The 19,707-nt window shown below is 43.9% G+C and carries 19 protein-coding genes and 2 tRNA genes; 13 read left to right on the top strand and 8 right to left on the bottom strand.

Features of this window, described 5'->3' with window-relative positions; genetic code table 11:
- The first annotated feature begins 6 nt into the window (after window positions 1–6).
- The 4 genes from gshA (at window position 7) to ACEYW6_RS20515 (ending at window position 5,278) form a co-directional block, all read left to right on the top strand.
- On the top strand, window positions 7–1,146 hold the full coding sequence (gene gshA / locus ACEYW6_RS20530; RefSeq protein WP_412981193.1) for a glutamate--cysteine ligase: 1,140 nt from the start codon (window positions 7–9) through the stop codon (window positions 1,144–1,146).
- Window positions 1,147–1,485: 339 nt separating this feature from the next.
- A complete protein-coding gene (locus tag ACEYW6_RS20525; protein ID WP_412981192.1) occupies window positions 1,486–1,947 on the top strand; it encodes a tRNA (cytidine(34)-2'-O)-methyltransferase in 462 nt (153 codons plus the stop codon).
- Between the two features lie 792 nt (window positions 1,948–2,739).
- Window positions 2,740–5,037: a peptidoglycan DD-metalloendopeptidase family protein gene (locus ACEYW6_RS20520; protein ID WP_412981191.1), complete on the top strand. Its 2,298-nt coding sequence runs from the start codon at window positions 2,740–2,742 to the stop codon at window positions 5,035–5,037.
- Between the two features lie 167 nt (window positions 5,038–5,204).
- Window positions 5,205–5,278 (top strand) — tRNA-Met (locus tag ACEYW6_RS20515).
- A gap of 180 nt (window positions 5,279–5,458) precedes the next feature.
- On the opposite strand, the gene ACEYW6_RS20510 is transcribed toward ACEYW6_RS20515, so the two are convergent.
- Window positions 5,459–7,519 carry an amylo-alpha-1,6-glucosidase gene (locus ACEYW6_RS20510; RefSeq protein ID WP_412981190.1) on the bottom strand — a complete coding sequence of 687 codons (2,061 nt, stop codon included), beginning with the start codon at window positions 7,517–7,519 and terminating at the stop codon, window positions 5,459–5,461.
- Window positions 7,520–7,650: 131 nt separating this feature from the next.
- Here ACEYW6_RS20510 and ACEYW6_RS20505 point away from each other — a divergent pair, with 131 nt between their 5' ends.
- The 3 genes from ACEYW6_RS20505 (at window position 7,651) to ACEYW6_RS20495 (ending at window position 9,668) form a co-directional block, all read left to right on the top strand.
- The gene (locus tag ACEYW6_RS20505; protein WP_012412312.1) at window positions 7,651–8,262 is read left to right on the top strand and encodes a peroxiredoxin; all 612 of its coding nucleotides are present in this window, start codon (window positions 7,651–7,653) and stop codon (window positions 8,260–8,262) included.
- Between the two features lie 158 nt (window positions 8,263–8,420).
- Window positions 8,421–8,957 (top strand): peroxiredoxin family protein, encoded by a 537-nt coding sequence (locus tag ACEYW6_RS20500; RefSeq protein ID WP_412981189.1) that lies wholly within the window; start codon window positions 8,421–8,423, stop codon window positions 8,955–8,957.
- Between the two features lie 57 nt (window positions 8,958–9,014).
- Entirely contained in the window at window positions 9,015–9,668 is a 654-nt protein-coding gene (locus ACEYW6_RS20495; protein WP_412981219.1) for a glutathione S-transferase family protein, read from the top strand.
- 54 nt (window positions 9,669–9,722) lie between these two features.
- Here ACEYW6_RS20495 and ACEYW6_RS20490 read toward each other — a convergent pair whose 3' ends face one another.
- The 3 genes from ACEYW6_RS20490 to ACEYW6_RS20480 all read right to left on the bottom strand — a co-directional run bounded on the left by ACEYW6_RS20490 (window position 9,723) and on the right by ACEYW6_RS20480 (window position 12,711).
- On the bottom strand, window positions 9,723–10,730 hold the full coding sequence (locus ACEYW6_RS20490) for a DnaJ C-terminal domain-containing protein (RefSeq protein WP_196512526.1): 1,008 nt from the start codon (window positions 10,728–10,730) through the stop codon (window positions 9,723–9,725).
- 119 nt (window positions 10,731–10,849) lie between these two features.
- Window positions 10,850–11,359: an AAA family ATPase gene (locus ACEYW6_RS20485; protein WP_412981188.1), complete on the bottom strand. Its 510-nt coding sequence runs from the start codon at window positions 11,357–11,359 to the stop codon at window positions 10,850–10,852.
- A gap of 62 nt (window positions 11,360–11,421) precedes the next feature.
- Window positions 11,422–12,711 carry a glucose-1-phosphate adenylyltransferase gene (locus ACEYW6_RS20480; RefSeq protein ID WP_412981187.1) on the bottom strand — a complete coding sequence of 430 codons (1,290 nt, stop codon included), beginning with the start codon at window positions 12,709–12,711 and terminating at the stop codon, window positions 11,422–11,424.
- 111 nt (window positions 12,712–12,822) lie between these two features.
- Between ACEYW6_RS20480 and ACEYW6_RS20475 the strand changes: the two genes are divergently transcribed.
- Window positions 12,823–12,963, top strand: a complete 141-nt coding sequence (locus ACEYW6_RS20475; RefSeq protein ID WP_412981186.1) for a hypothetical protein — start codon at window positions 12,823–12,825, stop codon at window positions 12,961–12,963.
- Window positions 12,964–12,974: 11 nt separating this feature from the next.
- Here ACEYW6_RS20475 and ACEYW6_RS20470 read toward each other — a convergent pair whose 3' ends face one another.
- Window positions 12,975–13,274 (bottom strand): hypothetical protein, encoded by a 300-nt coding sequence (locus ACEYW6_RS20470; RefSeq protein WP_412981185.1) that lies wholly within the window; start codon window positions 13,272–13,274, stop codon window positions 12,975–12,977.
- Between the two features lie 114 nt (window positions 13,275–13,388).
- On the bottom strand, window positions 13,389–15,116 hold the full coding sequence (locus ACEYW6_RS20465; protein WP_412981184.1) for a S8 family peptidase: 1,728 nt from the start codon (window positions 15,114–15,116) through the stop codon (window positions 13,389–13,391).
- 600 nt (window positions 15,117–15,716) lie between these two features.
- Here ACEYW6_RS20465 and ACEYW6_RS20460 point away from each other — a divergent pair.
- On the top strand, window positions 15,717–17,183 hold the full coding sequence (locus tag ACEYW6_RS20460) for a glycoside hydrolase family 13 protein (RefSeq protein WP_412981183.1): 1,467 nt from the start codon (window positions 15,717–15,719) through the stop codon (window positions 17,181–17,183).
- A 56-nt stretch (window positions 17,184–17,239) separates the two neighbouring features.
- Here ACEYW6_RS20460 and ACEYW6_RS20455 read toward each other — a convergent pair whose 3' ends face one another.
- Window positions 17,240–17,659 carry a fasciclin domain-containing protein gene (locus ACEYW6_RS20455; protein WP_412981182.1) on the bottom strand — a complete coding sequence of 140 codons (420 nt, stop codon included), beginning with the start codon at window positions 17,657–17,659 and terminating at the stop codon, window positions 17,240–17,242.
- A 157-nt stretch (window positions 17,660–17,816) separates the two neighbouring features.
- On the opposite strand from ACEYW6_RS20455, the gene ACEYW6_RS20450 reads away from it, so the two are divergent.
- From ACEYW6_RS20450 to ACEYW6_RS20435, 4 genes are all read left to right on the top strand, one after another.
- Entirely contained in the window at window positions 17,817–18,053 is a 237-nt protein-coding gene (locus ACEYW6_RS20450) for a DNA-directed RNA polymerase subunit omega (protein WP_094351515.1), read from the top strand.
- Window positions 18,054–18,076: 23 nt separating this feature from the next.
- On the top strand, window positions 18,077–18,682 hold the full coding sequence (locus ACEYW6_RS20445; protein ID WP_412981181.1) for a hypothetical protein: 606 nt from the start codon (window positions 18,077–18,079) through the stop codon (window positions 18,680–18,682).
- Window positions 18,683–18,751: 69 nt separating this feature from the next.
- Window positions 18,752–19,117, top strand: a complete 366-nt coding sequence (locus ACEYW6_RS20440; RefSeq protein WP_412981180.1) for a DUF1818 family protein — start codon at window positions 18,752–18,754, stop codon at window positions 19,115–19,117.
- 50 nt (window positions 19,118–19,167) lie between these two features.
- Window positions 19,168–19,241: transfer RNA gene (locus ACEYW6_RS20435), tRNA-Pro, on the top strand.
- A gap of 91 nt (window positions 19,242–19,332) precedes the next feature.
- Here the strand turns inward: ACEYW6_RS20435 and ACEYW6_RS20430 are convergent.
- Window positions 19,333–19,668 (bottom strand): hypothetical protein, encoded by a 336-nt coding sequence (locus ACEYW6_RS20430; protein ID WP_412981179.1) that lies wholly within the window; start codon window positions 19,666–19,668, stop codon window positions 19,333–19,335.
- Window positions 19,669–19,707: the final 39 nt, after the last annotated feature.

The raw sequence follows: 19,707 nt of genomic DNA, 5'->3' as shown, positions 1-19,707 counted from the left end.
AACAAGGTGGTCTTATTAAAAGGCTTTGAGATTGAGATGTACACTGGCACACCTCAAGGTGAAATCGTCGGTCTCTCCGACAAAATCGTTGCGGCTTTGGATGGATTTATGCGAGAGCCAGATAGCCGCAACGTCGAATATATAACCCAACCATCCCATAATTACGAGAATTTATTGTGTGCCTTGCTGCGTCCCCGGCGGGAGTTGCGAAACTACCTCAATCGTTTGGGCGATTATACCTTGATACCGGGGAGTACTTTATCTTTGGGTGGAGGCGATCGCTTTCTGCGTTCCGATCCAGCAAACCCCTATCATGACTACATTGAAAACACCTACGGGACAAAAGTAGTCACCGCCAGCGTACACATCAATGTAGGCATCAGCGACCCAGAAGTATTAATGCGGGCATGTCGGGTGATCCGTATGGAAGCACCTCTATTTCTCGCCCTCAGCGCCTCATCTCCCTTCCTCGATGGCAAAGCTACTGGCTATCACTCCACCCGTTGGGGCGTATTTCCGCAAACGCCTAGCCATGTACCGTTATTTGCCAGCCACGCAGATCATATCCAGTGGGTGGAAGCTCAACTCGTTGCAGGAACCATGCAAAACGTGCGGCATTTATGGGCATCAGTGCGACCAAATGGCGATCGCCGTCCCTATGACTTGAATCGCCTAGAATTGCGAATTTGCGATTTAGTCACAGATCCCATTGCCTTGCTAGCCATTACTGCCTTATTAGAAGCGCGTTTATTGCAAATAATCGAAAATCCAAGCATCGATCCATTAACCCAAAGTACTTTCTCTGCTGAAGAACTCGTTACCCTGACTGCTGACAACGAAGCTGCTGTTGCTGCTGGTAGTCTCGATGCTCATCTGAGGCATTGGCAAGATGGTAGAAGTATCCTAGCCAGAGATTGGATTTCTGAAATGTACCAAGATGTTTGGGCGATCGCTAAACAACGAGGTTTTGGCTGTTTCCTCTCCCCCTTGCACAAAATCCTCCGCGAAGGCAATGAAGCTCAACAGTGGTTGCAATTACACGCAGTCGGTTTTGACAGCCAGCGCGTTATCACTCAAGCTATTGTCGCTACTCAAGAGCGCGAAATCGAACTCGAAGACAAATTGTGTTCGTTCCTACTGGCATAGTCTTAAGGAGCAGAAAGGTAGGGGAGGGTGAAGGAGAAAAATTAATGCCCAGTCTCCCTCCCCTACCCACATCTCCCGTCTTTAGACAATTTTCTTGGAGATGCTACCACCCCTAAAAGACACAAACACTTACTTTTTCTACATAAAACTTAATATTTTCCAATTTTAGCCAAATATCTTCTCAGGCATTGCTCTGGGAGGGTTTACGCTTCGTTTTAAAAATCTAATCGATGGAGGATGCTTGATTATTATTAACAAAACCTATGAATAGCCTCTACCTTTTGGTAGATTTAACATTGACAATAATTTTTTTTATACCATACGTAAATTATACGGACAATGCCTCAGGTAGTTTTAGTTAACCCGCAAATTCCTCCTAATACAGGTAATATTGCCCGTACTTGTGCAGCTACGGGTACAGAGTTGCATTTGGTGGGGCCTTTAGGATTTGAAATTAGCGATCGCTACCTCAAAAGAGCTGGCTTGGATTACTGGCCTTATGTCAAGCTACACTATCACAAATCGCTAGAAGCCTTTAAAAACGTACATCAGGAGCGTGGAGGCAGATGGTTAGGTTTTACTGTTGGTGGAAATTGTAATTATGTAAGCTTTCAGTTTCAATCTGATGATTGGCTGCTGTTTGGTAGTGAAACCACGGGCTTACCACCAGAAATTCTGTCTGATTGCGATGCTACTCTGTATATTCCCATGAGCCAACCGGGGGTTCGCAGCTTGAATCTGTCAGTGAGTGTAGCAATTGGATTATTTGAAACCCGTCGTCAGTTAGGCTATCTACAATAGTTGTTTACCTTCACAGTTATAAGTAAATATACTTATTGTATCTCCAGATATCTATTAGACGAATGATTTATGGCAGCAAAAAATTTCTTGATTACTGCAATAATATGTAAAACAATATACCTAAAATTGTTTTTTTTCCTAAATTGTAGTGGAAGATACTTACAAGGAGAGGAAGGTTATTATAAGAAATTTGTATATAAAACTTGGAATATTGCCAAATTTGAATGATAGATTTTGATGAATTTGAAACATCCTAAATTGGGGGTAAAAACCGCTATAATCCTGTCATGTCATGAATTTGAGCGATTTCAACTCAATGAACTCTAGAAAGCAACCCCAAAGTAGCCAATAGTTCATACGGTTGTTTTTTAGGGAATAATCAACGTAAAGTCTCGTGTTGAGAAGGCTGATTGGGTAGAAATATCTTGAAGATATCTACAGTAGGGGGCATCACTTTTCCAGAAGTCGCAACAATCTAATTCTCGGCAGCGACTATGGACTTGGCAAATAGTTTGTCCAGTCCCCGCGATTGACGCAAGACAAGCGCGGACAATGGTAAAGAGTAAAACGTCCTAAGTGGTGTTAGGAGTGGTTCGGACAAGTAAACACAGCAAAATTTAAGTTTTGCTAACACATGTGAACTTGTCTAAATCAGAGAAGCAGGTTAATCTTGCGTAAGCATCTCTGGTGAATGTGATCTTGATCTATCATTTGTTGTGATCTAAATCATTGACTAGTATCCAACTGAAAAATCGAGGTCAGTTAAGCGCTAGTGATCATAGGAGGTCGTCTTTGAAACGAGCATTAAAAAAGAGAGTAAAAGCTGTGTTGAACAATAACCCCAGCAGCGATGATGCCCCGGTAGAACTGCTAAATGTGATGAATCCAAAAGTTAACCGCCGGGTGCGGACAAAAGCCGCCATGATTGGCTTGGCAATCTCTATGGGAGCAACCAGCCTTTTGGTGACTCGACAAAGCGATCAAGCCCAAGCAGCGGTGCCAGTAGGCAGCCAAAAGGCAAGCTCAACGATTCCTGCTGTTCCTGACACTGAGGTGAAATTCGCCTCCACAAAGCTGGAGTCCCAAGCAGTCTCATCAGCGACCGTGCCGGAAAATCCTGTTATCGTGGAACCAACGGCAGTCTCACAAGTGCCTGGGCTTGAAGCTAAATGGCAAGTCGCGGCAAATGGAATGTCTTTGCAAGTTCCTGCATCAGAAACGTTTTCCCAAGGAACAACAGTTTATAAAAATTCTACCTACCTGAAGCCCCAAGTGGCACAGGGATTGAACAATACCTTAGCTGAGACTAGTTTTCCAACAGTCAATAATCTGTCTGACTCTAGTGCTGATGGTGTTGGTATTACAAATGCATCATTAACTGCCCAGCCACAGACAGTGGCAATATCTGGCGCAGCCAACAGTGAAATAAATGCACAACTGAAGGCGCAACAAGAGTTCGCACTGAATCGCTTACAAGAAAAATCGAATCGGTTAAGAAATAGCCTGGCACAGTTGCGGTCTGGAGAGACAAAGGATTTATCCCAAGCTGATATGGGGTTGGCGCAGTCGACTGTAGTTGAGAAGACTGTATTGGCCCAGTCGGACACTTTTGGCGATACAAGCAAAGCGAACTTGATATCGAAGTTAAAACAGAAGACACAGACGAGTGCACTGACACCAGCTACACCAACAGTTATTGCGTCCTCGACTCGAACAGATTACGAAGTTAAGCCTGGAGATACACTAGCAGCGATCGCCAGCAGATACAATACTTCAGTATCAGAAATAGTTAAGGCAAATAACCTCAATAATCCAAATGAACTGCAAATTAGTCAAAAACTAGTTATTCCTGCTGTTCAAGTTGAGGCAACTGTAGCGACTAAGCCCACTTTCGTAGAGACCAGCAAAACTCCAAAGGTGGCCACCTCCCCGGTGAACATTGGTAGTGCCAACTCATATCTACCTACTTCACAATCACCAACTCTTGCCGATAACAGTAGCAGTATTACCGCCCCTACACCGGTAACTGTTCAGGTTCAGGCAAATAGTGCGACCGACTTAGAAACAGCCCCCTCCACGGCTAGTTCTTATGGCGTCGGTGGTGACATTCCAGTGCCAAAAGCTTTTGCCGAAATGCAACAGCCTAAAACACCAGCAAATAGGGTAGCAAGGGGAAACAATAACAATAATGATCGCTTACGGGGCTTACAAGCGGAAATCCAGAGGTTACAGCAGAAATATCGCGCTCAACAGTCTGGTAACTTAGTTGTGTCGGCAGCAGCTACTGAAACTAATAATGCTGCGATCCTCACTCCTATTTCTACCCCCAATAATTTCACTGTACCCAACTCTGCTGCTCGACCAAATAGTGTAGCTATACCAATTCCAGTTCCTACACCGATTCAGTCTGTTCAGTCTAACTATAGCGCTCAACCAATTAAGACCCAATTCCGTGCGACTGTACGCCCTAACGAAGCAATAAACCCAGAGTTCTTACCTAATCTAGGGTCTGCTAGCCAGTGGACTCCCTCTCGCACTCCATCTGCTACAAAGGTTGCAACCCCTCCTGGAAGAGTAAATGCTTCTGACTCCTTAGGAAAGATGCGGGGAACTACAGTTTCTCCACAGATAGTACCGCCTTTGGCAGCAGTGGATCAGTATCTGCCCAGACCCATTGACGAACTTACACCTCCTCCATCTTCCTCAACCATATCTTACACATGGCCAGCAAAAGGTACACTCACCTCTGGTTATGGCTGGCGCTGGGGTAGAATGCACAAAGGAATTGACGTTGCTAACTCCACTGGCACCCCAGTTGTCGCCTCAGCTGAGGGGACGATAGAAAAAGCTGGTTGGAACAAAGGTGGTTACGGCAACCTTGTCGAAATCCGTCATCCTGATGGCAGCACGACTCGCTATGCTCATAACAGCAAGATTCTGGTGCAACCTGGTCAGCAGGTGAATCAAGGAGAAACAATTGCCTTAATGGGTAGCACTGGTCACAGTACTGGTCCACACACTCACTTTGAAATTCATCGATCAGGCAAGGGTGCTGTTAACCCAATTGCCATGTTACCGGATCGCATATAATTTCTTGGCTTTCTGTAACTAAATCATCGCCTTGTTTTGTTGAGGGAGTTTACCTCCCTCTTTTGCTTTCTATGACCTTAACAGGGATAAAAGCTGTAAGAAAATTGCAAAAATCCTAGTATTGAGCAAATTTGTATGCTATACTAGTTTATGATTTGAAGATATATGGCTCAGTAGCTCAGTTGGTTAGAGCGCGGGACTCATAAGCCTGAGGTCGTTGGTTCAATTCCAACCTGAGCCACTTTAAAAAAATTCGTAGTTAAGAGGTTATTTTAAGACTATCTTTTAATGCCATCCTCAGTGTAGCTTGCTACACAAGGGAGACGCATGGCTCGGCTAAACATGACAAATTATACACTTCTGAACTTTTAAAAAACCCTATAAAATTTAGAATTACGAATTACGAATTACGAATTAGTAATTATTTTTGTATGTGGCGGATTACTTCAGCAACTGACCAAGCTTGAGCGATCGCTCCTCTGGGAGTGTGAGGTGAATCGCCATCAAAAATCTCAGAAATAGAACCAAGACCAGCGTCAAATAGGAAGTGATCTAGCAGAGGTTGCCAATCAAAAGGCAGCGATTGTTGTGGATAAAAACGTTGCCAAGCCCGAATATATGGGCCAATTAGCCAAGCCCAAACAGTGCCTTGGTGATAAGCGCGATCGCGCTGCTCTTGGTTGCCATCGTATTTCCCTTTGTATTCGGGATCTCCTGGATCAAGACTGCGAAGACCATAGGGGGTGAGCAAGCTGGCCGTTGCCAAATCTAATATCTGACACCCTTGCTGTAAAGAAAACCCACAATGGTGCAGCGACAGCGCCAAAACGGCATTGGGACGAATTTGGAAATTCCGGCGATCGTCCGGCTCAATAGTATCGTACAGATAACCTAACTGAGGATTCCAAAACTTTTGTAGCGAGATTTTTACGTGTTGTGCTTGTTGAGCATAACGCTGTGCTTGCTTAGTGAGACGCACTGGCTCACCAAACTTAAGCTGGCTCAATCGTTCTGCCCACTGACTCAGCCAACATAAAGCTGAATACCACAGCGCATTGATTTCCACTGGCTTACCGTAACGGGGAGTGACGGGATGTGCCCCAATTACGACATCCATCCAGGTGAGGGCTACACCACGAGCATCCCAACTAACTAGCCCATCAGTAGCATCGACCTGGATATTGAAATGTGTACCACCGACAAATGCTTTGTAGATTTGCTGTACTACGGGGAATTGCTCTGCCAAAAATTTCCAGTCTTGGGTAGCTTCTAAATAAAGCCCTAAAGTTTCAATCCACCACAACGCCGCATCAATACTGTTATAAATTGGTTCTCGATTGACATCAGGAAATGCATTAGGAATCAAACCGTGGCGACAATAAAGCCCAAAAGTCCGCAATACTCCTTTTGCTAGGTCAAAGCGCTGTGGAACTAGTGCCAACCCCGGTAAAGCGATTAATGTGTTGCGTCCCCAGTCATTAAACCAGTGATAACCAGCAATGACTGTAGAGCCTGCAATTGAGGCTCGATAGACGATAAACTGATCGCTTGCTTTGAGTAGTTGTTGCCAGATTGGGCATTGGTAATTACTCCTCTGCTCCTCTGCCTCTTTACTTCCTTCTCTCCATTCAAAAATCTGTGAGAGCCTTTCTTGCTCTGCCTTTAGGGCTTCTGCAAAGGTTTCGGGGGTGAGAACACCTGGCATCAGGTCGGGTAAACCTACTCGTGCTTCTAGAGTCACTGTATCTCCTGGTTGGAGTGTGACTACCAAGTAACCAGGACTGTAGAGGTCTTCCTTGTCGCCTAACCCCCGTTTCGTCTCCTCAGGTAATCCATAGTGCCAATACCAAACTGCATCTGGTTGATAATTTCCTTGTGTCCAGCGCAAGTGCCAAGGTATGCCGAAATGCCCAGAATTGATTGCTTGGAGACAGACTTGCTGTTGCCCTAGCACTTGTGAGAACTGTAATTCTGGAGCAGTCTGCTGGTGATGAAAGTCACGTTCTGCTATCAACAGTCGCAATCGTAAAATCGCTGTATGACTTCCCTCGTAGCGATATTGGATTAAAATCCGATGGCAAAATTGGGCAGGGGCATTGCTTATTCCTCCTTGTGTCTTTTGTTCCCAGTCCCCAGCCCTCACCAAACCATAAGGCATCACCAGTTGTCTGGTTAACTGCCAGTTATCTTGGCCCCAAATCCATTTTGGAACTGGTTTAATATCAAAACAGCGTAGCAGTTCGCAGCCTGTTGGCTCAATCTGACCGTTACCCCAAAAATTTGTCCCCAGTGCCACAACGCTCCCTAATATTTCCAAGCTAGCTTCTAGGTGCGAAAACAGCAAAGTCCGCTCAGAAGGAGGGTTTGTAGCGGCAAACAGCCAACCGTGATAAGTACGCGTGCGGACATCAGAAATTGTACCGCTGGCAAAACTTCCCAAGCCATTGGTAAGCAACCATTCTCTTGTATCTAAATCAAGCATTTGCTACTCAAAATCGTTATGAGTATGATATAGTCGTAACAGATTGTAATTAAACTGTGAGAGCGTGGATGGGTGAATTTTACTTAACCCAAATTTCAACGCTACTAAACCGATAAAGGAGAATTAGGTTAATGTCCCTTACTTACGGAACCGAAGGAAGCCTCCGCGTTGGTCAACAAGCTCCCGATTTCACAGCAACGGCTGTGGTAGATCAGGAATTTAAGACAATCAAACTTTCCGATTATCGCGGTAAGTATGTCGTCCTGTTTTTCTACCCACTAGACTTTACCTTTGTTTGTCCCACTGAAATTACAGCATTTAGCGATCGCTACGAAGAATTCAAGAAAATCAATACTGAAGTCCTTGGGGCTTCCGTTGACAGTGAATTCTCCCACCTCGCTTGGATTCAAACAGATCGTAAGTCTGGTGGCGTTGGCGACCTGAATTATCCTCTAGTCTCCGATATCAAAAAAGAGATTAGCGCCGCTTACAACGTTCTTGACCCAGCAGCAGGCATTGCCTTGCGTGGTCTATTCCTCATCGATAAAGATGGTATCATACAGCACGCCACTATCAACAATCTAGCTTTTGGTCGCAGCGTTGATGAAACCCTGCGGACATTACAAGCAATTCAGTATGTTCAGTCTCACCCCGACGAAGTTTGCCCAGCTGGTTGGCAACCTGGTGACAAGACAATGAATCCTGACCCAGTGAAGTCTAAAGTTTACTTCTCTGCTGTCTAAATTTCCCTAGCTAGCAAACTCTAATCCATCCTGTTGGAGTTGAGACCAAAATCAATGAAAACCACAGATAAACAGAGATACACATTAAACAGTGTCAACCTCCGTATCTATCTGTGGTTTTTTCATAAAATGGTATTTAAATAATCAGGGATAAAAATATGCTTACTTCAACTGATTTTAGTGGATTATTAAATGAGCGATTCTTCCGCAACTTTTTACCAGTTCCAGCGACAAATAAACTCCGATTGGGAGTAGGAACGCCAGATTTTCAACTGCCAGATATTACTAACGGAACTTTAGTAAAATTGTCTGATTATAAAGGCAAGCAACCTGTCTTACTCGCCTTTACTCGCATCTTTACTGAAAAACAATATTGCCCCTTTTGTTTTCCTCACATCAAAGCCTTAAATGAGAAATATGAGCAATTTAAAAATCGCGGGATAGAAGTTTTAATGATTACTAGTACCGATGAACGGCAGAGTCAAATTGTTGTGAGGGATTTAGGCTTACAAATGCCGTTATTGAGCGATCCTAGTTGTCGCGTGTTTCGTACCTATCAAGTAGGGCAAGCGCTGGGAGCGCCTTTACCAGCCCAGTTCGTATTAGATAAAGAAGGAAAACTCCGCTACTGGCATTTATTTTCTTTTTTGGATCACAATGCTAGCGTTGAGACCTTGTTAGAACAATTCAATTGAGTGGAAGGTGTAAAATTGGCAATGCCCACCCTACTTATAAAAGTGTGAGGTTTTATGGTGCTGACCCTTTATCATTCGCCTATTTCTCCCAACTCCCGCCGCGTCTGGATTACTCTGCTGGAAAAAGGAATTGAGTTTGAATTAGTAGAGATAAAACTAGATGGGGAGCAGTTTAAACCAGAGTTTTTGGCAATTAGCCCCTTCCACCACATTCCGGCTTTGGTGGATGATGGCTTTAATGTAGTTGAATCTTTGGCAATTCTGGACTATTTAGAGGCAAAATATCCCACACCTGCTATGTTGCCTAAAGATGCCAAGGATTTAGCGATCGCACGCATGGTACAACTGGTAACTGTGAATGAGCTTTTGCCAGCAACCACCACATTTTTACCTCAGATATTAGGCTTACCTGGGGAAGATCCAGAAAAAATCAAGCAGGGGAAGCAGAAAATTTCAACAGTGCTGAAGCTTTTTGAGAGTTTACTTGACGATCGCCCTTACTTTGGTAGTCAAAACCTAACTCTCGCGGAGGTTGTAGCTGGAACTGTAGTAATATGGCTGCCGGAAGTAGGGATTTCCTTAAGTGACTATCCAAAACTGAATGCTTGGTACAAGCGGTTAGCTGCACGCACAACATGGCAAGCTACCGAGGCTACACCAGAGGCAATGGAAGCGTTTAAGTCGATCATAGTAGCGAGAAATAGGCAGTAAATTCATACTTAAATGTAAAGACGGTAAATTTACCGTCTCTACAAAGCTAAATTTTCACAGCTTAACTTGCTGCAAATGACTGCGGGGATTATAAGTACGTATAGCCCGGATTTTTTCATAATATTCCCGCTCTTGCTGGCTAAGGTCTTTTGGTGGTGCGATCGCTACCTTCACCAACTGATCGCCACGTCCACCCTTGGCGAGAGGCCAACCTTTGCCACGTAAACGCAGCGATTGACCAGAACGCACTCCTGCTGGTAGCTTGACATTAACTGAACCATCAGGAGTCGGTACATCAATAGACGCTCCCAAGGTAGCTTCATCAGGTGTGATTGGCACTTCGCACACCAAGTTATCGCCTTCCATTTGGAAGAACGAGTGCGGCTGAAGTTCGACTTTTAAGTACAAATCCCCTCGTTGCTGAGTCATCGGGTTGATTTGGCCTTTACCCCGCACGCGCAGGCGAGTACCAGGTTTAGCCCCAGATGGAATACGAACATCGATTGTTTCGTTACCTAAGCTGAAGCGCTTTTGTACACCGTTAAATGCTTCAGCAAAAGTTAGAGTGATTGCTGCTTCTGTGTCCTGGGAAGTACCCGCACCTGCATCACCAAACCCATAATCGTTAAAGCCGCTAAAACCACTCGGCGCACCTGTGGAAGTGCGGTAAGAGTAATTTTGTGAGTAACTTTGTCGACCACCGCGAGGGCTAGCACCGCCAAAGCGTCCTAGTAACTCATTGATGAACTCATCAAAATTTCCGTATTGACTGAAGTCAAAGCCACCCATATCAGCACCAACACCGCCAGATGGGAAACCTTCACCAGCTTGTTTCCAATATTGACCGAATTGGTCGTATTTTTTGCGTTTATCTGGGTCTGACACAACTTCGTAGGCTTCGCTAACTTCTTTGAAGCGTGCTTCTGCCTGTTTGTTATTTGGGTTGACATCAGGGTGATATTTGCGGGCTAGTTTACGAAAGGCTTGTTTAATCTCCTCTGGAGTGGCAGTCTTACTAACTCCCAAAATTGCGTAATAGTCTTTGAAGTCGGTTGCAGCCATCTACCAGCCTCCTATAGAAATTCCCGTTATGTTTTTTTTTAAGATGAGAGATATTTAATTTGCTAGGTATAGTGCCAAGCAAAAGAATATGATTTTAAATTAACAAAGAATATAGAAAATCAAGTGTGGTTCTCGCTCAACAAGCGATCGCAATTTCCGTACTCTAATTTTTCTGATAAGCGGATCAGCTTATCTAGTCCCTCTTCCAGGCTTGGGGGAGCATCCCGGAGTTGACGGTGCATCCGCAAAATAATTTCTTCAGGAACCTGACGCGATCGCTTTTTATTCCGTGCTAAACACAACCAAACTGGCGTATCCACCCAAATCCCCGTAATGTGGGTAAAACCCAAGTCATGGGCTAAAGCAATAACTTCACGGCGATGGCGGCGCTGGGCATTGGTGGCATCGAAAATAGCTGTATTTTCTGTAGAAATAGCTTGCTGAAATTGCCGTCCTACTTCCCGCCAAATTACCAGCCACGGGCCCTGAATGGCTGGGGAACCGAACAGCTGCCCCCGGATGATATCTGTAGAAATCAGCGGCATTTGGGGGCATTCTGTCAGTAATTGTTTTGCCAAAGTTGACTTACCGCTACCTGGAAGACCAATCAGTAAAATGAGTTTAGTCATTAGTCCTTTGTCCTTTGTCACTTGTAACTATTAACCAATGACTAATGACTAATAACTAATGACTAAATGATCGTTCCATCGGGAATTACAGCATTTTTCAGCACTACGACAATACCACTGCGGATATAGAAACCTTGACCTTCCCGTTCAGCTTCTTGCACATTATCTTTGTTGATAATTTTGACATCATGACCGATGCGGGCATTTTTATCGATGATGGCACCGCGAATGTGGGTATCTGTACCGATACCTACGGGAATGTCATTTTCTACTAAGCTACATTGGCGTTCCACAGAAGCTTGGTAAAAATCTGCACCCATGAGCAAAGATTCTTCGATGACGCAGCCAGATTCAATCCGCGATCGCACTCCCAAAACTGAATGTTGAATGCGGCAATTTTTCAAAATGCAACCTTCGCCAATAATGGATTCTGTGATCTGGCAATCTAAAAGTTTAGTCGGAGGTAAGTAACGAGCACGGGTATAAATTGGTGCGTGTTCATCGTAAAAACTAAAGGGTGGCTGGGGCTGCTGAGTCAGTGCTAAGTTTGCATGATAAAATGCCTCGATTGTCCCAATATCTTCCCAGTAGTCATCAAATAAGTAGGCTTGAACGTTGTAATCTTTCGATGCATCAGGAATAATTTCTTTGCCGAAATCAGTCCTTTCTACAGCCTCTCTTAACAATTTGAACAGAACATCTTTTTTAAAGACGTAAATTCCCATCGAGGCGATGTAGGGCTGTTGTAGGGCTTGTTCTTTTGTTAATCCCAATACACTTGTATCAACGCGCATTTGGATTAAAGCTTCACCTTTGGGTTTTTCGCTAAAATCAATGATCCTACCGGAGTCATCGATTTTCATCAAACCAAAATCTGAGGCGCGGCGCTCGTCTATGGGGATAACTGAGAGAGTAATATCAGCCCCCGTTTCTCTATGGCGCTGGATAAACTGGCGATAATCCATGCGGTAGAGGTGATCACCAGAGAGGATGAGATATTCGTCTACATCCCATTCTTCCATTAACCATAGGTACTGACGTACAGCATCCGCAGTTCCTTGGAACCAATTAGGGTTTTCTGGTGTTTGCTGTGCTGCTAACACTTCCACAAACCCCTCATTGAAGCCAGTAAAGTTGTAGGTACGGGCGATGTGACGATTCAGAGAAGCTGAGTTGAATTGTGTCAGAACGTAGATTTTGAATATTTCGGAATTTATGCAGTTACTGACAGGGATATCGATTAAGCGGTACTTTCCCGCCACTGGTACTGCTGGTTTAGCGCGTAGTTTAGTTAACGGGTAAAGCCGAGTACCCGCGCCACCGCCAAGGATGATTGATAATACTTTTTTCACAAAATTTCTCCCAGCTGCCTTTCAACTCTCATCTTCAGTTTAGGACTGTATGTGGCAGCTGGTAAGGGGGGATCAAATATTCTAAAGAGAGAATTTTAGAAAATACTACTAGTGATGGATAATGCTGCTAAAAAACAATTTATTAGAACATTTGTATTATTTAGTGTGAAAGTTGGGGAGCGATCGCTATACCTGTTATCTCAACAGAAATCTCTCAAACTAACTCTACAAGCAGCAACCTTGAGTAAATGACACTAATTATATCAAACACCTAAAATGCCCATACCTATTCTCTTATTAACCAAACGTAATTGCTGCGATCGCTTCAAATACTTCACCCAAGGTTGCTCTGACAACTGGGAAATGGCATTTGGTGAGAGTGTTGCCGTGAAAATATCTTTACCACTGTTTACATCATTGACACCTAAACTTTTTAAAACAGCAGTTGCGGCAGAATCTAGAATTGGTTCAGTATGGATGAAAACTTCCAAACTAGTTTCTTTTGAATCTTGAATATCATTGAGCGCTGTAGCAAGAGCAGCATCTAGCTTCTGATAATTCATAAGTAATTCCTTGATAAAGAGGGTAGACAATTTTTGCCTACCCTAAATTATCAAATTTACAGGTTTTTATTGCCTACCCTTGTACAGAAATAATATTCACCTTTCTCGGTCTAATTACAGATTTAAGGCGTTAATCACTCCATAACCCCATTTGTCATCAAATGTGCCTGCGGGTTTTCCGGGAATAGCACTATTTTTACGTAGCAAGTCTTTCACAGCAACCGGATCAAGTTTCGGTTCTCGCTGCAACAGCAGTGCCACTAACCCACTAACAAAGGGTGTGGCCATACTTGTACCAGCCATTACCACAAACTTAGAATTAATCATCGATGAGCGGTCAAAACTAGCATCGGCCGAAAGCGTGGAAACAATCATTGCTCCTGGTGCTGCTACATCAGGCTTGTGCCCATCAGTGCGTAGAGGCCCTTCACTACTGAATTCTGAAATAGTATGCAATTCTAAGCCCATTTCTCGCACTTGGTTATCAATATCTGTGTACTTGGTTCTAGTAGTATAGGCGGCAACTGTAATTGCACTGCTGGCGGCTCCTGGTGAACCAATTTTTACCGCATCCTTCACACTTTTGCCTGTAAAAAATACTGAGGAACTGTCATCTAGTGTCCACACATCTAAACGTGTGTCAGTTGAAGAAATGTTGCGGACTCGCAGCTGCCAAACACCTCCCATTACTTGTGAGGGACCGAGACCACGGATTTGCACAAAGAAATTATGGTCGCTATTGGCTTGGTCTGGCCCTGGTGTCGCTAATTGCACCCGTGCATCTGGTAACTGATAATCTTGTGCGGGATTGTCGTCAGTAATTATTTTTTGGAAAGGGGTGACAAAACCGTTAGGACTCCGCACAGATACTTCCAATTCGCTGTCTTTGGAATACCAAGCGTTTAACCAAACTATGCCTACTTGATTCAAAGGAACATTAAAGCGCATACCACGAGTGCGTCCGCTGGGTATCGTCGCTTGACCATGAATGTTATCGTTCCCTTCGTTACCCGCAGCACAGCAAACAATTTTTCCAGGGCCAGTTTCGGCGTCGATAACTTTGGATAAAGAATCGCTACCATCATGGGCATCAGCATGTCCACCCAAGCTGAGATTCACCACTGCTGGTCGTCCCAACTCTCTAGCAATTCGGAAAATGTAACGGACACCATCAGCAATGTGGGCATCCTGTAAATCTGATCTGATAACAACTAATTCCGCTTCTGGTGCTACACCGCCATAGCTAGCATCGTCACCGGCCGCAATTCCCGCAACGTGAGTACCATGACCACTAGTATCCTGAGAAACTGTTAGTTGCGCTCCCGTAAATTCAGCCCCATAGCCGCCCTCCGCCACTCCTGGGCCTGGCAGTGTTTGATCCCAAATGCGTAAAATTCGTCCAGCAAAGGCGGGATGTTTTGGATCAATGCCACTGTCTATAATGCCGATAATTACTCCTTTACCAGTCAATCCGGTTTGGTTCTTGAACTCCGGTAGTTTGACTGTTCCCATTGCAGTGTCCATCCTCAAATGAAGCTTGCGTGATGGCTTAATTCGCTGGATCACATCTTCTTCAGATAAGACATCTAAACTATCTAAGGGTAAGAAAGCCGTCCGTACACTCCCAGAGTTTTGATTGACTTCAATATTATATTGTGATAGATAACTCAAGTCTGCATCAGGATCGCAGTAGATAAAAACAACGCTCTTAGTTGGCTTTACTGGGCTTTTGTGGGCAATGATACCAAGCGATCGCTTGTGTGTAACTAAAGCTTTATCTCCTTCATGTTGATAGTCTTGAAATGCCAAAAGTAGTCCGGGAGAAAGTTTCTCGTGTCTCATTTTTACCTCAAATTAAATTTATTGGCTGAAAGCAAAGTAGTGATTATAAGTGGATAAGCCGCTCTGGAATTAACTCAGACTATGTATTTTTTCGCTTTGATTATTTGATGCGACTATAGTTATCTATCTTTTAAATAGATAACATCAAATAAGCTTAGGGGGCGGTAATTTATTCCTAAGACAATTGCTAATTCATAACTCATATTCTTGAATTATGTCTCCCTCATAGTGATTTTCTGTGGCTCATGAGACATCTTTGAGCAGCCGCATCTCAGAATTAACCAAGACTGGTGTCATTGGGTAATTTTATAAAGCTATTAAACTAATCCAGTATCTGCCTAAATCATTACGGAAAAAGATCAGAAAATAAAATTAAGAATAATTAAGTAATAAATAAAAAAGATAAATTTAATCAATATTAAATACTCAAATAATTTGTAGCCAAAATAGTTAAGACCGATAACATTTGCGTATAAAGTAGCAGAAGACAGACTAAATCGCTAATGACTACTGGCAAATGACAGATTCTCTATCATAAGTAAGAGCCATAAAGAAGCTAATATTTGCAACGATCGCTTCTGAAGGCACAAAAAGTTATTCATGCAAATTCAAACACCAGACTGGGTAAAGCACGCTGTTTTCTACCAAATCTTTCCAGACCGCTTTGCCAGAAGCAAAAAGCCACGCAAACGGCTGTTGCACGAAGCTCGTTGGGAAGATTGGGACGCTATGCCAACACTCCAGGGTTATAAAGGCGGCGATTTATGGGGCATCATGGAGGGTTTAGACTACATCCAGGATTTGGGGATTAACGCGATTTATTTCACACCCATCTTTCAATCCGCCAGTAATCACCGCTATCATACCCACGATTATTACCAAGTTGACCCGATGTTAGGGGGCAACGAGGCCTTTAAGGAATTGCTAGATGCAGCCCATCAACGGAATATCAAAGTTGTTCTGGATGGGGTGTTTAACCATTCCAGCCGGGGATTTTTCTTTTTCCACGACGTTTTAGAGAATGGCCCCCATTCGCCTTGGGTAAATTGGTTCAAAATAGAAGGCTGGCCGCTTTCACCATACAATGGGGAATTGCCTGCCAACTATGTGGGTTGGGGGGGAAATCGCGCCTTGCCAGAATTTAACCACGACAATCCAGAAGTACGAGAATACATTATGGAAATTGCCGAATATTGGCTCAAATTCGGCATTGACGGTTGGCGATTAGATGTACCATTTGAAATAAAAACTCCTGGTTTTTGGCAGGAATTCCGCGATCGCACTAAAGCCATCAATCCCGAAGCTTACATTGTGGGCGAAGTGTGGGGAGATTCCCGCGAGTGGCTGGATGGAACGCAATTTGACGGGGTGATGAATTATCTATTTGCTGGGCCAACAATTGCCTTTGCGGCTGGCGATCGCGTAGTCTTAGAACAAGTCCAAAGCCGTGACTATCAACCCTACCCACCCTTATTTGCTGCCGAGTACGCCACCAAAATTCAAGAAGTACTGCAACTTTACCCTTGGGAAATTCAGCTAACTCAACTCAATTTGCTAGCAAGTCACGATACCGCCAGATTGATGACCATTGCAGGCGGCGATATAGCCAGTGTAGAATTGTCAACTCTACTGCTACTCACCTTTCCCGGTGCCCCCAGCATTTACTATGGTGATGAAGTTGGCTTACCTGGTGCTATAGATCCAGACTCACGCCGTGGCTTTCCCTTAGAAGCGAACTGGGATCAAGAAATTTTCAATACTCACCGTCAATTAATTGCCCTGCGCCAAACTTACCCAGCCTTACGCACAGGTGATTACCAAGTCCTCCATGCTCAAGGACAACTTTACATCTTTGCGCGAACCTTGGGGACAGAAGAATTGATAATTGCCGTCAACGCTGGCACAAGTTCGGCAACAGCGAATGCAGATGTCGTCAGTTTGCGTACTCAACCCAACAAGTTGTTATATGGCACTGCTGAAGTTGAGTGGAATGGTGAAGGAGAAACTCACCAGTTGTCATTAACTCTTCCCTCACGCAGTGGCTGCATCCTGGGAATGGGGAGATGAGGGAGATTCGGGGGATGAGGATAATAACCAATGCCCAATGCCCCATCCCCCATGTATTACCTTCCCGCCACCATTGCAGGCATCAACACCGCATCAATAATATGGATCACGCCATTGTCTGTCAAAATATCTGTTTTGATGACATTGGCGTTATTCACCTTAATTTTGCCGTTGACAGACTCAATCGCTACAATTGACCCCTCAAGCGTCTCTGCCTCATTAATCTGTACCAGATCATCAGACCGAACATCCCCACTAGCGACATGATACGCTACAATTTTCTGGAGCTTGGGGATGTCTTGTAGTAGAGAATCTAAAGTCCCCTCTGGCAGATTTGCAAAGGCTTCGTCAGTTGGTGCAAATAGGGTGAAAGAACCAGGATTCTTTAGAGTTTCTATGAGATTTGCAGCTTTAGCAGCCTTCACCAGGGTATTGAAGTTTCCCGCATTAATAGCAGTTTCTACAAGGTCAGCCATAAGGGTGTGTGACTTTAGTCAGGTAATATTGTAAGTAATTTATATTGACTAAAACACTCTCAACCTCTATCAAGAGAGAGGTTGCTAGCGATTAAATACACAGCGGCAGATTTATCAGTACTGCTACACTGGGGAATGACCCCAAGAACCACTGATTATGCTAAAGCGTTCTAAGTTCGAGACAACTCAGTCTCAGATTATGCACCGTGCTGAGGATCTGATTAGTGCAGCCTCAAATCGTTACCGCATTACGGTTCAGGTGGCAAATCGTGCTAAACGTCGGCGTTATGAAGACTTTGAAAGTAACGAAGATGCGATGATGAAGCCAGTCCTAAGGGCAATTATCGAAATGTCCGATGAATTGACTCAGCCAGAAATTATTGGCGAACTATAAGAAAAGGCTTTAGAGAAGGTAGGATGAGCAAAAATTTATCGTTCATTCAACCCCTACTCAAACCCTGGCAGACACTCACTGCCTTAATGGTGGTGGGTGTAATTATTTTGGGTTCAGGGGTGAGCAAATCAATACATACAGGTTTATTTAGCATCCAACCTGCATACGCTCAAAGAATCACTCCTAGCGACGTTTGGCAGCTTGTATATCAGCAGTTGCCAGATTTTCCACGGGAAAATAAGTATATCAGCAAAGAAAATGGGAAAGTTGCCGAAAACAACACCCTAGTAAATCGCCTGATTAGATACCACATTTATACCAAAGGGCGGGCCCCAATTTATCGCTTCGATTGGAAGCTGACTTTAGCTGATTACCTAGGTGCGAATGAAATTATGTATGATACTCCCTATCCAGGGAATGATACACTACGGGAAAATCCAATAGAAGGCGATCGCAAAGCCATCACCCGTCTCACCCGCAGCCAGCGAGATGCCCTAGTGCAAGTCTTAGTCAATATATTTAACCCTACCCAAAATACCCAATCTCCCAGCCCCAACACCACACCCAGTCCTAATACATCAACCACCCCACAACCACCCCAAAGAGGAGGTGCCGAACTACTGAAATGACCAAACCCACAGTCCAAAATCTTCCTCTGCGTTCCTCTGCGTTAAACCTCAGCGTTTAAAAACTAAACTATGGAACGCGTTGTAAAAACCGGCTTTGGCTGGCGTATTGGCTGGAACCCTGATGCACCTGAATTTAAGGGTTTAGTGGGTACAGATGATTGGGCAATTGAGTTAACCGAAGCCGAGTTGAATGATTTTTGCCGTCTACTGGCACAGCTAGCAGACACCATGAAACAACTCGCAACAGAATTAATGGAAGAGGAAAAAATTGCTTGTGAAGCCGAAAGCGATTTATTATGGATGGAGGTAGAAGGCTATCCTAATAATTACAGTCTGCGCTTTATCTTGAATACAGGGCGATGTGTAGAAGGTAAATGGGATGCTTCTGTTGTTGCAGATTTGCTGCAAGCGACTGGGATGCTTAAGGTTTTTTAAATTTACCTCTTGATTATCCTAAAGTTTTGCTATATGATAGTAATTCTGACCGGGGCGTAGCGCAGCTTGGTAGCGCGCCACTTTGGGGTAGTGGAGGTCGTGGGTTCGAATCCCGCCGCTCCGATTGATGATAAGCCATGCCTGCTAGTCTTTTTAAAAGATTGGCAGGTTTTTCAATGATGTATGCAAAACGATACCAAATCCTCAGCACAAAATTATTCCAAAACTTCACTACAAATAATAATTGGAATTGGCACAGATAGTGTAGGTAAACTATTATTATTCAGCCATTTGTGCATATATTGATTAAACAATTCCTGACCGATGAAACCATTACGTCGCAGTATATTTAACTCTTGGTTGATTACTTGAGTCATAGAACTGCGAAATGCTTTTTCTAAAATATTGACTTCACTTTTTAGTTTTTCGTCTGTGATTGATTTACAAAATATTCTCTTATTAGCACCACCAAATGTTAATAACAAAGGATTATCCGTCAGTTCATTAGCAACTGCATCAGTCAATTTTCGGCGAGAAAGTTCTTTATTCACTCGTTCTTAGTTCAATTGACTCCAAAACAATTTTTTAAG

This window comes from Nostoc sp. UIC 10607 (assembly GCF_047228265.1).
Classification (GTDB): domain Bacteria; phylum Cyanobacteriota; class Cyanobacteriia; order Cyanobacteriales; family Nostocaceae; genus Nostoc; species Nostoc foliaceum_A.
This window is presented reverse-complemented; position numbering and strand designations above follow the sequence as displayed.